Source organism: Micromonospora sp. NPDC000207, assembly GCF_040300925.1.
GTDB lineage: Bacteria > Actinomycetota > Actinomycetes > Mycobacteriales > Micromonosporaceae > Micromonospora.
Genome location: NZ_JBEPEQ010000077.1, coordinates 1 through 15,539, shown reverse-complemented (window position 1 = coordinate 15,539; position 15,539 = coordinate 1). Strand labels below are relative to the sequence as shown.

Below are 15,539 nucleotides of genomic sequence, written 5' to 3'. Positions count from 1 at the left end.
AAGCCGGGGCCCGTGGTGAGCGAACGAGGCAAGGTGGAGCCGGTACGCCAGGGGCCGGCGGGGCTGTCGGGCGGTGGCCTGACCTGCGAGCGCGTCGTGTCGACGGGCAGCCTGGCCCGGCTGCTGGTGGCGGCGACCGCCCGCGCGCTGCGCAACACCGACTGCGCGGACCTGGGACAACCGGCCACCCTCGCCCGGATCTCCGCCGCACCCGAGGCGGTACGGCGTACCGCTGTGGCCCGGGCCGCCGGACGGTCGGCGCTCAAGCCCGCACACCTCGCCGAGGTCGACACCGACCAGGTGGCCCGATGGCTCACCGACCAGTACCCCCGCCGCCGCTACCCCGGCGTCCTCCTCGGCTCACCGCACGGGGCAGCGATGCACCTGGCCGTCGCCCTCGGGGTGCCCTGGCTGCCCACCGCCTTCGAGGTGAACGCGCAGTGGCCCGGGGGCGAGGTGGACCGCCCCCACCACGCCCTGTCCCACGGCAGCGCGCTCAGCGCCAGGCTGCTCGGGGGCAACGCCGACGTCCACGTCCGGCAGGTGCACTGCCCGGCCAGCCGGGGGACCGCCGCCGGGCAGACGGTGTCGCTGACGGTGCGGTGGCGGCACCTGCCCGGGGCGTACCGCAGATTCCTCACCGACCACCTCGAACCGAAGGCGGCGGTGCTGCTGCTCGCCGACGGCCGGACCTGGCCGGTGGTGGACGTCGGCCCGGACCACACCTTCCAGATCGGCTGCCCGCCCAGCGGGCTGGACCCCGTCGACTTCCACCCCGACAGTCACGCCCTACGGCAGGTGCTGCGCGCCGCCGGGGGCGACGACTCCCGCTGGGACCCGCCCGAGGTGACCTGCGCGCAGGCGACCGCCGAACACGGCGTGGAGTCCGGTTTCGAGGGCAGTGCCCGGCAGTGGGCCGCCCGGCGGGACCATCCCCTGCACCAGGTGTTCGTCCCACGCCCCGAGGCGCTCAGCGCGACGGTGGCCGACCTCTACCGACGGTGGCTGCGGGAGGCGGGCAAGAGCGGCAACCGGCTGGTGGTGGAGTGCGGACGGCTGCTCGACCCGTGGCAGGTCCTGCGCGCCGGACTGGTGCCGTACTGGTGCGAGAACGCCACCCGCCGGTCGGTCACCGGCGTGGAGTGGTGGTTGGCCGGCAGCGAACCGTTCAGCTCGGTCGACGTGCTTCCCGACCCGCCCGGTGTCCGCTCCCCGGCCCTGGCCGGGCTGCCCCAGTGGTTGGCCGTCGCCGGGTTCGGCCGACGCCGCCGGGCCATGGACCGCACCTGCGTACGCGGCTACCCGGTGACTGCGGTCCCCACCCGCCGGGCCACCGAGGTGCTGCGGGCCCAGCCGTACGACCTGCCGACCCCGCCGCCCCTGACAGTCGACGTGGCGCTCGCCGCCCTGCGTGACGACGGGGCCCGACAGGGCCTGACAGTCTGCTGAACCCGACGTCGCCGGACCCGGACGAGGGGCCCCGGCCGACCGTCCGGACCCAACCTGTCGAATCATCCTCGCGATCTCACGTCTCGTGATTGAGTACCTACGGAGCGGGAACACCGCAGGCCGCGACGGCCCGGAGGCGCCCACGGGGGTGCCGGGCGTCGTCCTGGCCGGTGCCGTCAGCGGCACCGTGTTCCGGCTACGGATTCCAGCCACGTGACCCACTCTCCAGCCCGGTGCGTGGCTTCACCATGCGCGACAGCGGTTCCCATCCGGGCGGGGACCTTCCTGAGGGAGGCGCGGATGTTCGGACAGACCGGCACGACCACACCACCGCCGACCACCGATCGCGGCCTGGAGGATCTGGACGCCGCCGCCATGGCGTACGCGGCCCGGATCGAGGGGGTGCCACCGGAGCGGCGGCAGGAGGCCCGCGACGATCTGGTCCGCTTCGCGCTGCCCTTCGCCGGTCGGCTGGCCAGACGGTACCGGGGGCGCGGCGAACCCCTGGAGGACCTGGAACAGGTGGCCCGGTTGGGGCTGGTCAACGCCGTCGACAGGTACGACCCGGAACGGGGGTCGTTCACCGCGTACGCGGCCATCACCATCGTCGGTGAGATCAAGCGGCACTTCCGGGACCGGACCTGGGGGGTGCACGTGCCCCGCCGACTGCGGGACCTGATCCTCGAGGTCGGTCAGGCCACCGCCGCGCTGACCAGTGAGCTGTCCCGGGCCCCCAGCGTGGCCGAGCTGTCGGAGCGGCTGGAGACCCCCGAGGAGGAGATCCTCGCCGCCCTGGAGTCCGCCGCCGGGTACAGCCCGGCCTCACTCAACGCCCCCGTCGGCGGGGAGAGTTCGGCCGAGTTCGGTGACCTGGTCGGGGAGTCGGACAACGCCCTGGAATCTGTCGACGACCGGGTCACCGTCAGCGGCCTGCTGCACCGGCTGCCCTGGCGGGAGCGACGGATCCTGGCGATGCGGTTCTACGGCAACCAGACCCAGGCCGAGATCGCGGCCCGGTTCGGCATCTCGCAGATGCACGTGTCCCGGCTGCTGTCGCGGGCGCTGACCTGGTTGCGTCAGGCGATGCTCGCCGACACCCCGCCGCCGTGGCAGACCGGTGCCGCCGAGACCGAGCCGGCCCGCCCCGCGACCGTGAAGTCACCGGTCCCCGAGCGGTAGGAGTTGTCCGCCTCCGGCTCCGTCTCCGGCTCGCCCGGAGACGGAGCCGGGTCCCCGTCGTCTCCGGTGCGACCCCCGGGCCGACCCGCACGCGGGTCGGCCCGGGGGTCGCGTCAGTCAGTGTTCGGTGCCGTCGCCCCGGCTGTGCGGATGCCGCCAGCGCTCGTTGGGCTGAGGGTCCCGTTCGGCGCCGAGCGCTCCCGTCTCCGGCTCGTCGGTCTGCTCGAAGCTGGGTCGGCGTACGTCCTCCGGCTCGGGCACCTCCACCGGTCGGGCGCCGGACTGTGGGGCGGGCTGGTATGCCTCGGCGTCCCGGGCGCCGTGCGCTCCCTCGGTAGCCGGGGACTCGGCCGGATGGGGTTCGCGGTGGAACTCCTCGCTGAGTCGCTGGGGCGGACGGGTGGTCCGTTGTGGCAGGTCCCGGCCGAGGTCGGCGACGAGGGGGCCGTACTTGGCGTCGAAGGCGGGCCGCTCGGAGCGGATCCGGGGCATCCGGTCGAAGTTGCGCAGCGGGGGCGGGCAGGTGGTGGCCCACTCCAGCGAGTTGCCGAACCCCCAGGGGTCGTCGACGGTGACCAGAGCCCCGTACCGCCAGGACCGCCACACGTTGTACATGAAGAACAGGGTGGAGAGGCCGAGGACGAACGACCCGACCGTGGAGATCACGTTCAGGGTGGTGAAGCCGTCGGTGTCCAGGTAGTCGGCGTACCGGCGGGGCATCCCCTCGGCACCGAGCCAGTGCTGGACCAGGAAGGTGGCGTGGAACCCGACGAACATGGTCCAGAAGTGCGCCTTGCCGAGACGTTCGTCGAGCAGCCGCCCGGTCATCTTCGGGAACCAGAAGTAGACCCCGCCGAACGCGGCGAAGACGATGGTGCCGAACAGGACGTAGTGGAAGTGCGCCACCACGAAGTACGTGTCGGTGACGTGGAAGTCCGCCGGCGGGCTGGCCAGCAGCACCCCGGTCAACCCGCCGAGCAGGAAGGTGACCAGGAACCCGATGGCGAACAGCATCGGCGTCTCGAAGGTGATCTGCCCCTTCCACATGGTGCCGAGCCAGTTGAAGAACTTCACCCCCGTCGGTACGGCGATGAGGTAGCTGAGGAAGCTGAAGAACGGCAGGAGCACCTGCCCGGTGCCGAACATGTGGTGCGCCCAGACGCTCATCGACAGCACGGTGATGGCGATGGTGGCCAACACCAGGCCGGTGTAGCCGAAGATCGGCTTGCGGGCGAAGACCGGGATGATCTCGGTGACGATCCCGAAGAAGGGCAGGGCGACGATGTAGACCTCGGGGTGGCCGAAGAACCAGAACAGGTGCTGCCAGAGCATCGGACCACCGGTGTCCGGGCTGAAGACCGCGGCGCCGAGGATCCGGTCGGCGGCCAACCCCAGCAGCGCGGCGGCCAGCAGGGGGAAGACCAGGATCACCAGGACGCTGGTGAGCAGCAGGTTCCAGGTGAAGATCGGCATCCGGAACATGGTCATGCCGGGGGCCCGCAGGGTCAGGGTGGTGGTGATCAGGTTGACCGCGCCGAGGATGGTGCCCAGCCCGGAGACGACCAGGCCGACGATCCACAGGTTGCCGCCGACGCCGGGACTGTGTTCGGCGAGGCTCAGCGGGGTGTAGGCGAACCACCCGAAGTCGGCGGGCCCGCCGGGGGTGACGAACCCGGCGGTGGCGATGGTCCCCCCGAACAGGTAGAGCCAGTACGCGAGCGCGTTGAGGCGGGGGAACGCCACGTCCGGGGCGCCGATCTGCAACGGGACGAGATAGTTGCCGAAGGCGAAGACCAGCGGGGTGGCGAAGAGCAGCAGCATGATCGTGCCGTGCATGGTGAAGGCCTGGTTGTACTGCTCGGGGGAGAGCAGCTGCAACCCGGGCTGGCCCAACTCCGCCCGGATCAGCAGGGCCAGGATGCCGCCGATCAGGAAGAACACGAACGAGGTGCCCAGGTAGAGCAGACCGATCTGCTTGGCGTCGGTGGTGGCCAGGAGTTTGACCAGTTGGCTGCCGGGCAGGGTCCGGCGGACCGGGCCGGGGAAGCCACCGAAGCGGGCCGGCGCCAGGATCGCGGGCCCCCGGTCGTGCCCGAGTTCCTTGGTTGCCCGCTTGGGCATCGCTCTCACCCCGTCGGTCGGACAGATGGGACGGGCGTGGCTACCCGCCCCTCCGACCATGAAACCAGGAGAGAGGTGGAAATTCGGTTATATCGTCAGGTGGCGGGCAGTATCGCCCAGACGACCTTGCCGTCCCGGGCCGGGGCGCTGCCCCACCGCTGGGTCAGCTCGCGTACCAGCAACAGGCCCCGGCCCCCCTCGGCCCGCAGGTCCAGGCCACCGGGGCGGGCCGCACGACGGGACCCGTCAGCGACGGCGACGTGCAGGTACGGCCGGCGCAGGGTCAGGGTGACCTGCATCGGGGTGCCGGCGTGCCGGACCACGTTCCCGACCAGCTCACTGAGGACCAGGGAGGCCGGCCCGGCCGACTCCGGCAGGTTCCACCGGGCGCAGGCGTCGCTCACCAGGTCCCGGGCCCGTCGGCAGGCGCTGGTCACCGGCTCCAACCGCACCCGGAGCCGGGGGACGGCGGTGGTGTCGGCGATCCGGGCGACCTCCGCCCCGTCCGGGCGTACCGGGACCACCTGACAGGCGGTCGAGGCGGCCAGCCAGTCCGCCGCCGACGGCGGTGGGGAGCAGAGCACAGTCGGCACCACCGGCCAGTCGGCCGCCTGGCGGCAGATCGCCGTGAACACCGACAACGCCGACCGGTCGGTCACCCGGGTCTCGGCCAGGTCGACGACGAGGGCGTCGGGCTGCGCGGCGACGCAACGCTGCAGCACCGCGTGCACCGACCACATGGTCACCAGGTCGAGGTCACCGCGCAACCGGACGACGGTGACCGGCGACTGGTCGTCGACCGTGGCGCTGATCCGGCTCGGCATCGGCCCGCCCCTCCAACTCGTGTGGCCTGCGATCTACCCCTGCCTCCGGGGTGCGAAACCGGACCCGGGCGCGACGGCGGACACGCCGGCGGGAACCTGGTCGGCGGGGATCGGGGGCGGGCCGCCTCAACCCTGGCGTCCGTTCCAGGGTGCCGTGGGGCGGCCCGGCTCAGCCCTGGCGTCCGCCCCGGGCCCGGTGCCGTGGGGCGGCCCCCCGCACCAGCAGGCCGAGCAGCACCATCCCGACCCCCAGACCCAGGTGCAGCCAGTTGTCGGCGGTGTTGACCGGGATGAAGTTCGCCGTGCTGCCGTGGTCGACGACCAGCCCGTACACCCACAGCACCAGGTAGATCGCGCCCCCGCCGACCAGGAAGGTCCGTGCTCCCGACGTGGTACGGGCCAGGAGCAGCCCGGCCACCCCGAAGAGCAGGTGGACGAGGTTGTGCAGCACCGAGACCTGGAAGACGCCGAGGAGCCGGGCGTCGGACTCGTGCCCGGCGAACCGGAGCGCACCGATGTCGGTGGTCACCCCGGGCACGAAGCCGAGCAACCCGACCAGCAGGAAGACCACCCCGACCGCCTGGGCGACCCGCCGCAGCGGCGGCTGACCCCGGCCCGGCTCCCGCGCCGTCGACCCCGTCATCGTGCCCTCCTCGGCCCCGCCCGGTGCGTCGTCGCCGGGGCGCGTTCCCCTCGACCGTGCCGAGAAACCCTCCCGCCCGTCCCGGGTCTGCGGTGTCGCCCGTTCGGGAGACGTTCCGTCGGCGGGCGGGGCGTGACTTTGCGCGTCCGTCGCGTACCGTTGCGGCTCATGGGTGTGTCGCGCCGAACCCACCACCCGGCGCGCGGTCTCGGGAGGCTCGGCGGTCCATGGGTGTGTCGCAACGGTTGAAGGCCAAGTTCCAGCGGTTCCTCCAGCGCCCGGGGACGACAGTCGACCTGGCGCCGCTGGAGAAGCTGCTGCCGGCGATCGAGGCGCGCGAGAAGAAGCTGAGCAACCTCGACGACGCCGGACTCACCGAGGCCGCCGGTCGCGCCGACGGGTACGTCGAGATCTGCGCAGTCGGCCGGGAGGCGGCCCGACGGGCACTGGACCAGCGTCCGTACGACGTGCAGCTGCTCGGAGCGATGGCCCTGCTGTCGGGGAAGGTCGCCGAGATGGCCACCGGTGAGGGCAAGACGCTCACCGCCGCGATCGCCGCCAGCGGGCACGTCCGGCTCGGCAACGGGCCCGTGCACGTGCTCACCGTCAACGACTACCTGGCCCGTCGCGACGCCCAGTGGATGGAGCCGGTGTACCGGCTGCTCGGCCTCACCGTCGGCTGGGTCAACGAGGCGAGCACCCCGCAGGAGCGGCGCGACGCGTACGACCGGGACGTCACGTACGTCTCGGTCAGCGAGGCCGGGTTCGACTTCCTCCGCGACCAGCTCGTCACCGACATCGACGACCGGGTCCAGCCGCCGCTGCGGACCGCGATCGTGGACGAGGCCGACTCGATCCTGATCGACGAGGCCCGGGTGCCGATGGTCCTGGCCGGTGCGGTCCCCGGCGAGCAGGACCCGGTGCACGCCGCCGCCGCGCTGGTGCGCGGGCTGCGCAACCAGGTGCACTACACGGTCGCCGAGGACGGCCGCAGTGCCGCGCTGACCAGCGCCGGCCTGGCCGCCGTGGAGGCCAAGCTCGGCGACATCGACCTGTACGCCGAGGAGAACGTCGCCCAGCTCTCGGCGGTCAACGTGGCGCTGCACGCGCACGCCCTGCTGCACCGCGACGTGGACTACATCGTGCGCGACGGGTCGGTGGAGCTGATCGACGAGATGCGGGGGCGGGTGGCGCAGCGCCGCCGGTGGCCGGACGGCCTCCAGGCCGCCGTGGAGGCCAAGGAGGGGCTCGACGCGAGCGCCGAGGGGGAGGTGCTGGGCACCATCGCGGTCCAGGCCTTCGTCGGGTTGTACCCGAAGCTGTGCGGGATGACCGCGACCGCGGTGCTCGTCGGCGACCAGCTCCGGGAGTTCTTCTCCCTGGAGGTGGCGGTGATCCCGCCGAACACCCCCTGCATCCGCGAGGACGAGGCGAACCGGATCTTCGCCACCCGGGCGGAGAAGGAGGAGGCGCTCGTCGACGAGATCAAGCGTCACCACGAGCGTGGCCGCCCGGTGCTGGTCGGCACCCTCGACGTCAAGGAGTCGGAGGGGCTGGCCGCCGCCCTGGAGTCCGCCGGGGTGCCCAGCGTGGTCCTCAACGCCAAGAACGACGACGACGAGGCGGCCATCATCGCCGAGGCCGGTGCGTACGGCGCGGTGACCGTCTCCACCCAGATGGCCGGCCGAGGCGTGGACATCCGGCTCGGCGGCAGCGACCAGGCCGACCGGGACCGGGTGGCCGAGCTGGGCGGCCTGTACCTGATCGGCAGCGGCCGGCACGACAGCCGCCGGGTCGACGACCAGTTGCGGGGACGGGCCGGTCGACAGGGCGACCCGGGCGGGTCGGTCTTCTTCGTCAGCCTGGAGGACGACCTGGTCGTCCGGCACGCCGGGGACACCGTCCCGGCCTCGCCCCGGATGAACGCCGACGGTCTGGTCACCGACTCGATGGTCGACTACGCCGTGGAGCACGCCCAGCGGGTCGCCGAGGGGGTCAACCACGAGATCCACCGCAACACCTGGCGGTACAGCGTGGTGATCGAGCAGCAGCGCAAGGCGCTCGCCGAACGACGGGAGCGGCTGCTCACCAGCGACGTGGCGGCCCTGATGCTGCTGGACCGGATGCCCGACAAGGCCGGCGAGATGGACGAGGACCTGCTCGCCCGGGTGGCCCGCTCGATCGCCCTCTACCACCTCGACCGGCTCTGGGCCGAGCACCTGGCCGAGCTCAACGAGGTCCGGGAGGGGGTGCACCTGCGGGCTCTGGGGCGCCTCGATCCGCTCGACGAGTTCCACCGGGCCGCAGTGCCGGCCTTCAACGACCTGATCCCCGAGATCGAGCGGCGCACCATCGACACCTTCACCGAGACCGAGTTCGACGAGGACTGGGAGCCGGACGCGGCCAAGCTGGTCCGTCCGAGCGCCACGTGGACGTACCTCGTGCACGACAACCCGTTCGGCTCGGAGCTGGACCGGCTCATCGCCTCGGTCGGTCGTCGCCTCAGCGCCTCCCGCTGAGCCCCCGGTCGGGCGCGGACTCCCACGGGGTCGCGCCCGCCCACCGGCCTGAGCCCCCGGTCGGGCGCGGACTCCCACGAGGTCGACGCCCGTCCGGGAACGGCCGTCGGGTAGCGGGCCGAGGTCGTCCCGGCCGGGCCGCGTCGTGACTGATCCGACCCGTTGGGGCCGCTTTTGCAGCCGTTTCGGCCCATGTCTGCGAGGGTAGTAGTGCTGGTCCGGTGAGTCGGAAAAGTGAATGCGGATAGAGAGTTGATCATGACTGGAGTCTGGGGAGACGACGCGGTGACGGCGAGGCTGAGGACCCGGCGCCGGTGAACCTGAACACGCGGGAGCCGGTCGAGGAGAATCTCGGAGTGCTGGAGACGGCGGCGTTGCTGCGTGAGCTGACCGCCGGGTTGATCTCCGTCACCGACTTCGACGAGGCGCTGACGCGCCTGGTCCGCATCGCCCGCGACGCGATCCCCGGGGTGACCTGGTGCGGCTTCACCACCCTGCGGGCCGGTCAGCCGGTCGGGATCGCCGCGTCCGACGACCGACTGGCCGAACTCGACGACCTGCGGTACGGCCCGGACACCCCGGCGATGACCGGCATCCGGCGTCGGGAGATGGTCCTGTCCGCCGATCTCGCGGGCGAGCAGCGCTGGCCGCAGTGGACCGAGCGGGCCCGGGAACTCGGGGTGCTCGGCGTGGTCGCCGCTCCGGTCGACATCGACGACCACGTGATCGGTGCGGTGAACCTGTACGCCGACACGTCCCAGGTCCTGACCGCGCGGCGTCAGCTGACCGCGATGTTGCTGGCCGAGCACGCCGGCCTGCTGCTGTCGGCGGTCCGTGACCGGGCCCGGCACGCCGCCCTGGCCCACGAGGTCGCCGCGGCGAAGCTCGCCGACGGGGTGATCGGGCAGGCCGTCGGGATCATCATGACCCAGCGGGGGTGCCCCGCGCCCGAGGCGCTGGAGGTGCTGCGCGGCGCGGCCTCCTCGTTGGACATCCCCCTGCGGCAGGTCGCCGAACGCCTGGTGGCCACGGTCTCCCGCCCCCGCGACACCTGACCCCGGCGGGCGTCACTGTTTTCGCCCTGCGCCGCTCGGGTAGCACCAGAGGTCGGGACCGGACGCGACCCCTGGGGAGGGACCGATGGAGAGCCGACTGCGGGTGCACGGCCAACCGATCCAACCGATGCTGGTGACGTTGCCGTTCGGCCTCTTCGTCAGCGCCACCGTCTTCGACCTGGCCACGATGGTGGGTGGGCCGGCGTTCCTCGGCGAGGTCGGCTACTGGACGTGTGTGGCAGCGTTGGTCGCCGCCGCGTTGGCCACCGTCGCCGGCATGGTCGACCTGTGGGACACCCCCGGCGACCGGACCCGGCGGACGGCGATCGTGTTCAACCTGGTCAACGCCGCGATGGCGGGGTTGTTCCTGCTGGTCTGCCTGGTCCGTGCGGCGGGTCCGGACCGTACCGTGTCCGGGGTGCTGTTCGCCGTCGAACTGGTCGCGCTCGCCGTCGGTGCGGTGGGGGTGTGGCTCGGTTCCCGCCTGGTCCGACGGTTCGAGTCGGTCCGGTCCGACGCGGGATTCTTCGAGCCGGTGGGCGGGGCCGACCCCACTGTGGAGTTCAACCCCCACCGGCTCTGACGCCGACTGGGTCGCTGCCGACCTGCGGACCTGCGTGGCGGCGGGGGAGGGGCGTACCGGAGACACCCGGTCGGTCGTCCCATCATGTGGTATTCCCTACTAACCCTATAGGTTTAACCCTTTAAGCTCGTGGGGCAAGCCCGGAACAGCCCCGCGAGGACCGACATGATCACCATCCGCCGCCGCGAACCCGACCTGCTCACCATCGCCCGCCGGTACGCCGACGCGCCGCACACCTGGTCGACCCCGGTCTGCTTCGACCCGCTGCAGCGGTGGTACGCCCGCCTCGCCGTCGCCGACGACCACGAGGTGTGGGCGCTGAGTTGGCTGCCGGGACAGGGCACCGACCTGCACGACCACGGCGGGTCCTCCGGCGCCTTCCTGGTCGCCGCGGGGGTGCTGACCGAGGAGACAGTCAGCGGGGGAGCCCTGCGTCCGCACCGGCTCGCCGCCGGCACCGGTCGGCGCTTCGGCTCCCGGCACGTCCACGTGGTGACCAACCGGGACGACCGGCCGGCGGTGAGCGTGCACGTCTACCGTCCCGCGCTGCACCGGATGACCCGATACCACCTCGTCGACGGGCGGCTGCGCATCGCCGAGGTGACCGAGGCGGGGGTCGCGTGGTGACCGCAGTACCCGCCGTCGCATCCCGTCAGCCGCCAGGAAAGGATCCGACAATGGCCTCCACATCCCCTGCACCGACCTCCTGTCCACCGCCCCCCGGCTCGCGGGGGATCGACGAGATCCTCGCCGAGGCCCGCACCCGGTTGCGACGGCTGGAGTGCGAGCAGGCCCACCTCGCCCATCGGAAGGGTGCCGTCCTCGTCGACATCCGCCCCGCCGCCCAGCGGGCCGCGCACGGCACCGTACCCGGCTCGCTGATCGTGGAACGCAACGTCCTGGAGTGGCGGTTCGACCCGCGCCACAGCGCGCGCCTGCCGTTCGTCGTCGACTACGACCTGACGGTGGTGGTCCTCTGTCACGAGGGCTACACCTCCTCCCTCGCCGCCGCCGCGCTCCAGGATCTCGGCCTGCGCCACGCCACCGACGTCGTCGGCGGCTTCGTGGCCTGGCGCAACGCGGGGCTGCCCGTACTCGGGCCGAACCCGCCCCACCATCTTCCGTCCGTCGTGTCGCCGGTGACCGCCGGCTCCGTCTCGCAGCGCTGACCGTCACCCCGCACCCCGGGGCGCGTCGGCCGGCACCGCCATCTCCAGGAGGCTCCATGTCTGTCGTCGCCATCTCGCCGCGCCCGTTCCCGCCGGGCCGCCGCAGCGACCGGGCGCCGGTGGCGCGCTCCGGGTCGACCTCGACCCTGACCATCACCGTCGACCTGCAACCCGGCCCGGTGACCCCGAGGCTGGCCCGCCTGTTCGACCTGCTCCGCGAGTTGGCCGAGGCCGGGGAGGGGGCATCGGGTCCGACGGTCGCGGTGACCGGCGCTCCGCCGGTGCCCGTCGCCCGCCTCGTCCGTGCCGTGGCCGAGCCGGTCGCCCCGGACCCCGAGGTCGTGCAGATCAGGGTCGGGTCCCGGACGGTCTACCTGGGTGGGCAGGAGGTGTCGCTCACCCGCATCGAGTTCGACCTGCTCCTCTTCCTCAGCGAGAACCCCCGCCGGGTCTTCACCCGTCTGCAGCTGCTCGGCAACGTGTGGGGGTACGAACACGCCGTGGCCCGCACCGTGGACGTACACATCCGACGGCTGCGGGCCAAGATCGGTGTGCCGCTGGTGACCACCGTGCACGGCGTCGGGTATCGCCTCTCGGACGCGGCACAGGTCACCATCGATCGCGGAGCGTGACGAGTTCGGGGGTCAGCCCCGCCACGGGCGTGTCCCCGCCGACGACGTCGGCGGGGACACGCCCGTCGTCGTTCGTCTATCCCAGCTGCTGGAATCGAGGCTCGCTCTGTCGCAGGACCCCCGAATTCGCACATGTTGACGACTCTGCTGTAATCATCTGGTCTCGTACGCAGAGCGAGCGGTCGACTCCGTTGGGTTTGTCATTTGTCACAGTCATGCAACGCGGTCGGCACTTGACCCTCGCACGGGCGCCGGGAAGCATCGATGCAGCGGCGTTTCGGGCCGTGGGCAGACGTATCCGACCAGCCAAGGAGGACCATGTCGGTCAGCCCCGCCTCGCCGCGCGCCGGATGGCATTCGTCCCAACCCGTGGTCCCGGGTCGTCCTCCCGGCGGCCAACGCCGTCCGGGTAGCTCAGCCGCTGCCGTACTCACCGTGACCCTGTCCATCCCACTGGCCAGTGAGGAGACCCTCTCCGGGCCGGCTCGCAAGCTCATCGAGGCCGCCCGCGAGCTGGTGGAGTGCGGCGAGTGCACTGTCACCACCACCGGCGCCGGAGGCGGTACCGGTGAGCGCCGTTCCGACCCGGTCCCCGCCAGCCGGACCGGATCCCGCCCGGTCGCCCCGGCCGTCCCGGCCCTGCACATCCTTGCCTCGTCCCGGTCGGTGCTCCGCGACGGCGAACCCCTCCCGCTGACCCGCCTGGAGTTCGACCTGCTGTTGCACCTGGTCGCCAACCCCCGCCGGGTCTTCACCCGGTTGCAGCTGCTCAACGCCGTCTGGGGTTACGAGCACGCCGGAGTCCGCACCGTCGACGTCCACGTCCGTCGCCTGCGCGGCAAGGTCGGCGTCGACGTGCCCCTGGTCACCACCGTCTACGGGGTGGGCTACCGGCTGGCCGACGACGCCCGGGTCACCATCGACCGCACCGGCTGAAACCCCTCACCCGGCCCCATCCCACCACCGGCCCCGCCCCACCCCACCACCGGCCCCGCCCCATCCACCACCGGCCCCGGTCTCGGTCTCAGCCCCGGCCTCGGCCCGATCCACCACCGGCCCGGCATCCGTCCGGCCGTCGGCGGGCACCATGGTGGTCATGCGCGTACGACCGATCTCGCCCGACCGGCTCGTGGTCGAGCTGACCGACAGGCTGACCGCGGTGACGGTACCCGGGCGGCTGCGGGTCGCCCTCGACGGTGCTCCGGCCGCCGAGCCGGGCCGGTTGGCCGCCGCCCTGATCGACCCGCTGCGGGCTCGGGGCCACCCGGTGCTGCACGTGCACACCGCCGACTTCCTCCGCCCCGCCTCGGTCCGCCTGGAGTTCGGCCGGACCAACCCCGACTCCTACTACGACGCCTGGGTCGACGAGGCCGGACTGCGCCGGGAGGTGCTCGACCCGGCCGGGCCCGACGGCTCCGGCCGACTCCTGCCGGCTCTCCGGGACGCCCGCACCGACAGGGCGAGCCGCAGCGCGTACCTCGACCTGCCGCCGGGTGGGATCGTCCTGGTCAGCGGGGAACTGCTGCTCGGGGGTGGGCTGCCGTTCGACGTCGCGGTGCACCTGGAACTCTCCCCGGCAGCCCTGGCCCGCCGGACCCCGGAACCGGCCCACTGGACCCTGCCCGCGTTCGCCCGTTACGCCCAGGAGGTCGCCCCGGCGTCCCTGGCCGACGTGGTGGTCCGGGTCGACCACCCGGACCGTCCGGCCATCGTGGAGCCGGCGAATCTTCGCTGAGCCGGGTTTGGCCGCGCCGGTGCCTGGGTATTCGGCCGGCTCACCGACGCTGCATGATCACGGCGGCGCCGGGACCGACGTCGGACCCTCGTGGCCGGCGTCTTCCACCACGACCGTCGTCGGGGTTGCGAGCCCCGCAGAGCCCGGAACCACCCGGGCGCACGAAAGGCAGGCAGCGATGCTCGTCCACGACACCGTCGGCACGGCCCGTCCCGAGGCCGAGGTCGACCAGATCCGTCTCGCCCTCCAGGCCCGCTACGACGACCTCTCTGCCGAGTACGAGCAGGCCGTCCAGCAGAGCCAGGTGCTGCGGCTGGTCGAGGTGGGGGACACCGCCGGTGACGACCAGGCCGACAGCGGCACCAAGACCGCCGAACGGGACACCGCCCAGTCGCTGCTGCGGACCATCCTCGACCGCCGGGCCCAGTTCGAGCACGCACTGGCCCGCCTGTCGGAGGGCACCTACGGCTACTGCGAGGGGTGCACCGACCCGATTCCGGTCGAGCGGCTGGAGATCTTCCCGGCGGCCACCTCCTGCGTGGGCTGCAAGCAGACCCGGGAGCGCCGGGCCGCCTGAGCGGGGCCGCCCGGGACGGGGCGGGTCCGTCACGCCGGGTCCGCTCCGACCCGCCGACGGGGAACGACACACGCCGCCGACGGGGAACGACACACGCCGCCGACGGGGAACGACACACGCCGACAGGGGACGACAGGGGGACGACCGAGCTACGGGGGTGTAGAGATGGCCGAGCAGATGCTGTCCGCGTTCGAGTCCTCGCTCGACAAGACCAACCTGATCCTCAAGGAGATCGAGCAGGCGTACGGGTGGCCGAAGGACCGGCGCAACCAGTCGTACGCGGCCCTGCGGACCGTCCTGCACCTGCTGCGGGACCGGATGCCGGTGCGGGAGAGCGCCGAGTTCGCAGCGCAGCTGCCGGTGCTGGTCCGGGGGATCTACTTCGACGGGTGGCAGCCGGAGAACGTGCCCGTCAAGCTCAACCGGGACGACTTCCTCTACGAGGTCCGTCAGGGATTCCCGTACGACGTCGACGGCGGCGTGGAGCGGGTGGTCCAGGTAGTGCTCGACGCGCTGCGCAGACACGTCACCCAGGGCGAGTGGGACGACGTGAAGGCGACGATGCCGCAGGACCTCAGCCGGATGATGCCCTGACGGCGAGACGGCGAGACGGCGAGACGGCGAGACGGCGAGACGGCGAGACGGCGGGGTCGGCCTGACGGTGGTGTGCGAACCGGCAGTGCCGGCGCCGCCGGGCATCTACCGTGAACAGGGTTAGAGAAGATCGCGCGTGGGGTACCTCCCGCTGCACGACGAACCCCCGGTACCAGCGGGGCGGCACATCCGAGGGAGCACCGATGGCACTCAACGACGACGACATCACCACGAACACCGGCGGGGGCCTGGAGGGTCCGGCCGACGGCGGGGCGACCCCGGGCCACCAGGACGGTGGCGCGGACGGCGGTGCCGAGGGTCCGGCCGACGGCGGAGCGAGCCCCGGCCAGCAGGACGGTGGCGCGGACGGCGGTGCCGAGGGTCGTGACGGCGGTCGCCTCGCCGGGACGAACCGCGTACCCTTTGCCGCATGCGTGGCTCTCGCCAGGTGGTCGACTA

17 protein-coding genes are annotated in these 15,539 nt (G+C 72.5%); 13 read left to right on the top strand and 4 right to left on the bottom strand.

What is annotated here, in order from left to right:
* Positions 1-15: 15 nt before the first annotated feature.
* Both ABT336_RS18890 and ABT336_RS18885 read left to right on the top strand, forming a co-directional pair.
* On the top strand, positions 16-1,449 hold the full coding sequence (locus ABT336_RS18890) for a hypothetical protein (RefSeq protein ID WP_350897933.1): 1,434 nt from the start codon (positions 16-18) through the stop codon (positions 1,447-1,449).
* Between the two features lie 300 nt (positions 1,450-1,749).
* Positions 1,750-2,628, top strand: coding sequence for a SigB/SigF/SigG family RNA polymerase sigma factor (locus ABT336_RS18885; protein WP_350897920.1), 879 nt, complete (start codon positions 1,750-1,752; stop codon positions 2,626-2,628).
* A 117-nt stretch (positions 2,629-2,745) separates the two neighbouring features.
* On the opposite strand, the gene ctaD is transcribed toward ABT336_RS18885, so the two are convergent.
* The 3 genes from ctaD to ABT336_RS18870 form a co-directional block, all read right to left on the bottom strand.
* Positions 2,746-4,749 (bottom strand): aa3-type cytochrome oxidase subunit I, encoded by a 2,004-nt coding sequence (ctaD, locus tag ABT336_RS18880; protein ID WP_350897919.1) that lies wholly within the window; start codon positions 4,747-4,749, stop codon positions 2,746-2,748.
* Between the two features lie 95 nt (positions 4,750-4,844).
* A complete protein-coding gene (locus tag ABT336_RS18875) occupies positions 4,845-5,573 on the bottom strand; it encodes an ATP-binding protein (RefSeq protein WP_350897918.1) in 729 nt (242 codons plus the stop codon).
* A gap of 169 nt (positions 5,574-5,742) precedes the next feature.
* Entirely contained in the window at positions 5,743-6,216 is a 474-nt protein-coding gene (locus ABT336_RS18870) for a DUF4383 domain-containing protein (RefSeq protein ID WP_350897917.1), read from the bottom strand.
* A 227-nt stretch (positions 6,217-6,443) separates the two neighbouring features.
* Here ABT336_RS18870 and secA2 point away from each other — a divergent pair, with 227 nt between their 5' ends.
* The 7 genes from secA2 to ABT336_RS18835 all read left to right on the top strand — a co-directional run bounded on the left by secA2 (position 6,444) and on the right by ABT336_RS18835 (position 13,110).
* Complete coding sequence (gene secA2 / locus ABT336_RS18865; RefSeq protein WP_350897916.1) at positions 6,444-8,735, top strand: accessory Sec system translocase SecA2; 2,292 nt, start codon at positions 6,444-6,446, stop codon at positions 8,733-8,735.
* Between the two features lie 314 nt (positions 8,736-9,049).
* The gene (locus ABT336_RS18860) at positions 9,050-9,790 is read left to right on the top strand and encodes a GAF and ANTAR domain-containing protein (RefSeq protein ID WP_350897915.1); all 741 of its coding nucleotides are present in this window, start codon (positions 9,050-9,052) and stop codon (positions 9,788-9,790) included.
* Positions 9,791-9,875: 85 nt separating this feature from the next.
* Positions 9,876-10,373, top strand: coding sequence for a DUF2231 domain-containing protein (locus tag ABT336_RS18855; RefSeq protein ID WP_350897914.1), 498 nt, complete (start codon positions 9,876-9,878; stop codon positions 10,371-10,373).
* Positions 10,374-10,538: 165 nt separating this feature from the next.
* Positions 10,539-11,000: a cysteine dioxygenase gene (locus tag ABT336_RS18850; protein WP_350897913.1), complete on the top strand. Its 462-nt coding sequence runs from the start codon at positions 10,539-10,541 to the stop codon at positions 10,998-11,000.
* A gap of 50 nt (positions 11,001-11,050) precedes the next feature.
* Positions 11,051-11,542, top strand: coding sequence for a rhodanese-like domain-containing protein (locus ABT336_RS18845; RefSeq protein WP_350897912.1), 492 nt, complete (start codon positions 11,051-11,053; stop codon positions 11,540-11,542).
* Between the two features lie 56 nt (positions 11,543-11,598).
* Positions 11,599-12,174, top strand: coding sequence for a winged helix-turn-helix domain-containing protein (locus ABT336_RS18840; protein WP_350897911.1), 576 nt, complete (start codon positions 11,599-11,601; stop codon positions 12,172-12,174).
* A gap of 435 nt (positions 12,175-12,609) precedes the next feature.
* The gene (locus ABT336_RS18835) at positions 12,610-13,110 is read left to right on the top strand and encodes a winged helix-turn-helix domain-containing protein (RefSeq protein ID WP_350897910.1); all 501 of its coding nucleotides are present in this window, start codon (positions 12,610-12,612) and stop codon (positions 13,108-13,110) included.
* A 6-nt stretch (positions 13,111-13,116) separates the two neighbouring features.
* On the opposite strand, the gene ABT336_RS18830 is transcribed toward ABT336_RS18835, so the two are convergent.
* Positions 13,117-13,272: a hypothetical protein gene (locus tag ABT336_RS18830; protein ID WP_350897909.1), complete on the bottom strand. Its 156-nt coding sequence runs from the start codon at positions 13,270-13,272 to the stop codon at positions 13,117-13,119.
* On the opposite strand from ABT336_RS18830, the gene ABT336_RS18825 reads away from it, so the two are divergent.
* From ABT336_RS18825 to ABT336_RS18810, 4 genes are all read left to right on the top strand, one after another.
* Complete coding sequence (locus ABT336_RS18825; protein ID WP_350897908.1) at positions 13,271-13,909, top strand: nucleoside/nucleotide kinase family protein; 639 nt, start codon at positions 13,271-13,273, stop codon at positions 13,907-13,909. The two genes, ABT336_RS18830 and ABT336_RS18825, sit on opposite strands and share 2 nt — an antisense overlap.
* A gap of 178 nt (positions 13,910-14,087) precedes the next feature.
* Positions 14,088-14,486, top strand: coding sequence for a TraR/DksA family transcriptional regulator (locus ABT336_RS18820; protein ID WP_350897907.1), 399 nt, complete (start codon positions 14,088-14,090; stop codon positions 14,484-14,486).
* Positions 14,487-14,651: 165 nt separating this feature from the next.
* Positions 14,652-15,080 (top strand): DUF2267 domain-containing protein, encoded by a 429-nt coding sequence (locus ABT336_RS18815; protein ID WP_350897906.1) that lies wholly within the window; start codon positions 14,652-14,654, stop codon positions 15,078-15,080.
* Positions 15,081-15,283: 203 nt separating this feature from the next.
* A partial coding sequence (locus tag ABT336_RS18810) for a hypothetical protein (protein WP_350897905.1) occupies positions 15,284-15,539 on the top strand: 256 nt, incomplete at its 3' end.

Excerpts from the sequence above, each read along its gene's own strand:
- ABT336_RS18885 (WP_350897920.1), top strand. The coding sequence starts at position 1,750 with ATGTTCGGACAGACCGGCACGACCACACCACCGCCGACCACCGATCGC.
- ctaD (WP_350897919.1), bottom strand. The coding sequence starts at position 4,749 with ATGCCCAAGCGGGCAACCAAGGAACTCGGGCACGACCGGGGGCCCGCG.
- ABT336_RS18875 (WP_350897918.1), bottom strand. The coding sequence starts at position 5,573 with ATGCCGAGCCGGATCAGCGCCACGGTCGACGACCAGTCGCCGGTCACC.
- ABT336_RS18870 (WP_350897917.1), bottom strand. The coding sequence starts at position 6,216 with ATGACGGGGTCGACGGCGCGGGAGCCGGGCCGGGGTCAGCCGCCGCTG.
- secA2 (WP_350897916.1), top strand. The coding sequence starts at position 6,444 with ATGGGTGTGTCGCAACGGTTGAAGGCCAAGTTCCAGCGGTTCCTCCAG.
- ABT336_RS18855 (WP_350897914.1), top strand. The coding sequence starts at position 9,876 with ATGGAGAGCCGACTGCGGGTGCACGGCCAACCGATCCAACCGATGCTG.
- ABT336_RS18850 (WP_350897913.1), top strand. The coding sequence starts at position 10,539 with ATGATCACCATCCGCCGCCGCGAACCCGACCTGCTCACCATCGCCCGC.
- ABT336_RS18845 (WP_350897912.1), top strand. The coding sequence starts at position 11,051 with ATGGCCTCCACATCCCCTGCACCGACCTCCTGTCCACCGCCCCCCGGC.
- ABT336_RS18840 (WP_350897911.1), top strand. The coding sequence starts at position 11,599 with ATGTCTGTCGTCGCCATCTCGCCGCGCCCGTTCCCGCCGGGCCGCCGC.
- ABT336_RS18825 (WP_350897908.1), top strand. The coding sequence starts at position 13,271 with ATGCGCGTACGACCGATCTCGCCCGACCGGCTCGTGGTCGAGCTGACC.
- ABT336_RS18830 (WP_350897909.1), bottom strand. The coding sequence starts at position 13,272 with ATGACCACCATGGTGCCCGCCGACGGCCGGACGGATGCCGGGCCGGTG.
- ABT336_RS18820 (WP_350897907.1), top strand. The coding sequence starts at position 14,088 with ATGCTCGTCCACGACACCGTCGGCACGGCCCGTCCCGAGGCCGAGGTC.
- ABT336_RS18815 (WP_350897906.1), top strand. The coding sequence starts at position 14,652 with ATGGCCGAGCAGATGCTGTCCGCGTTCGAGTCCTCGCTCGACAAGACC.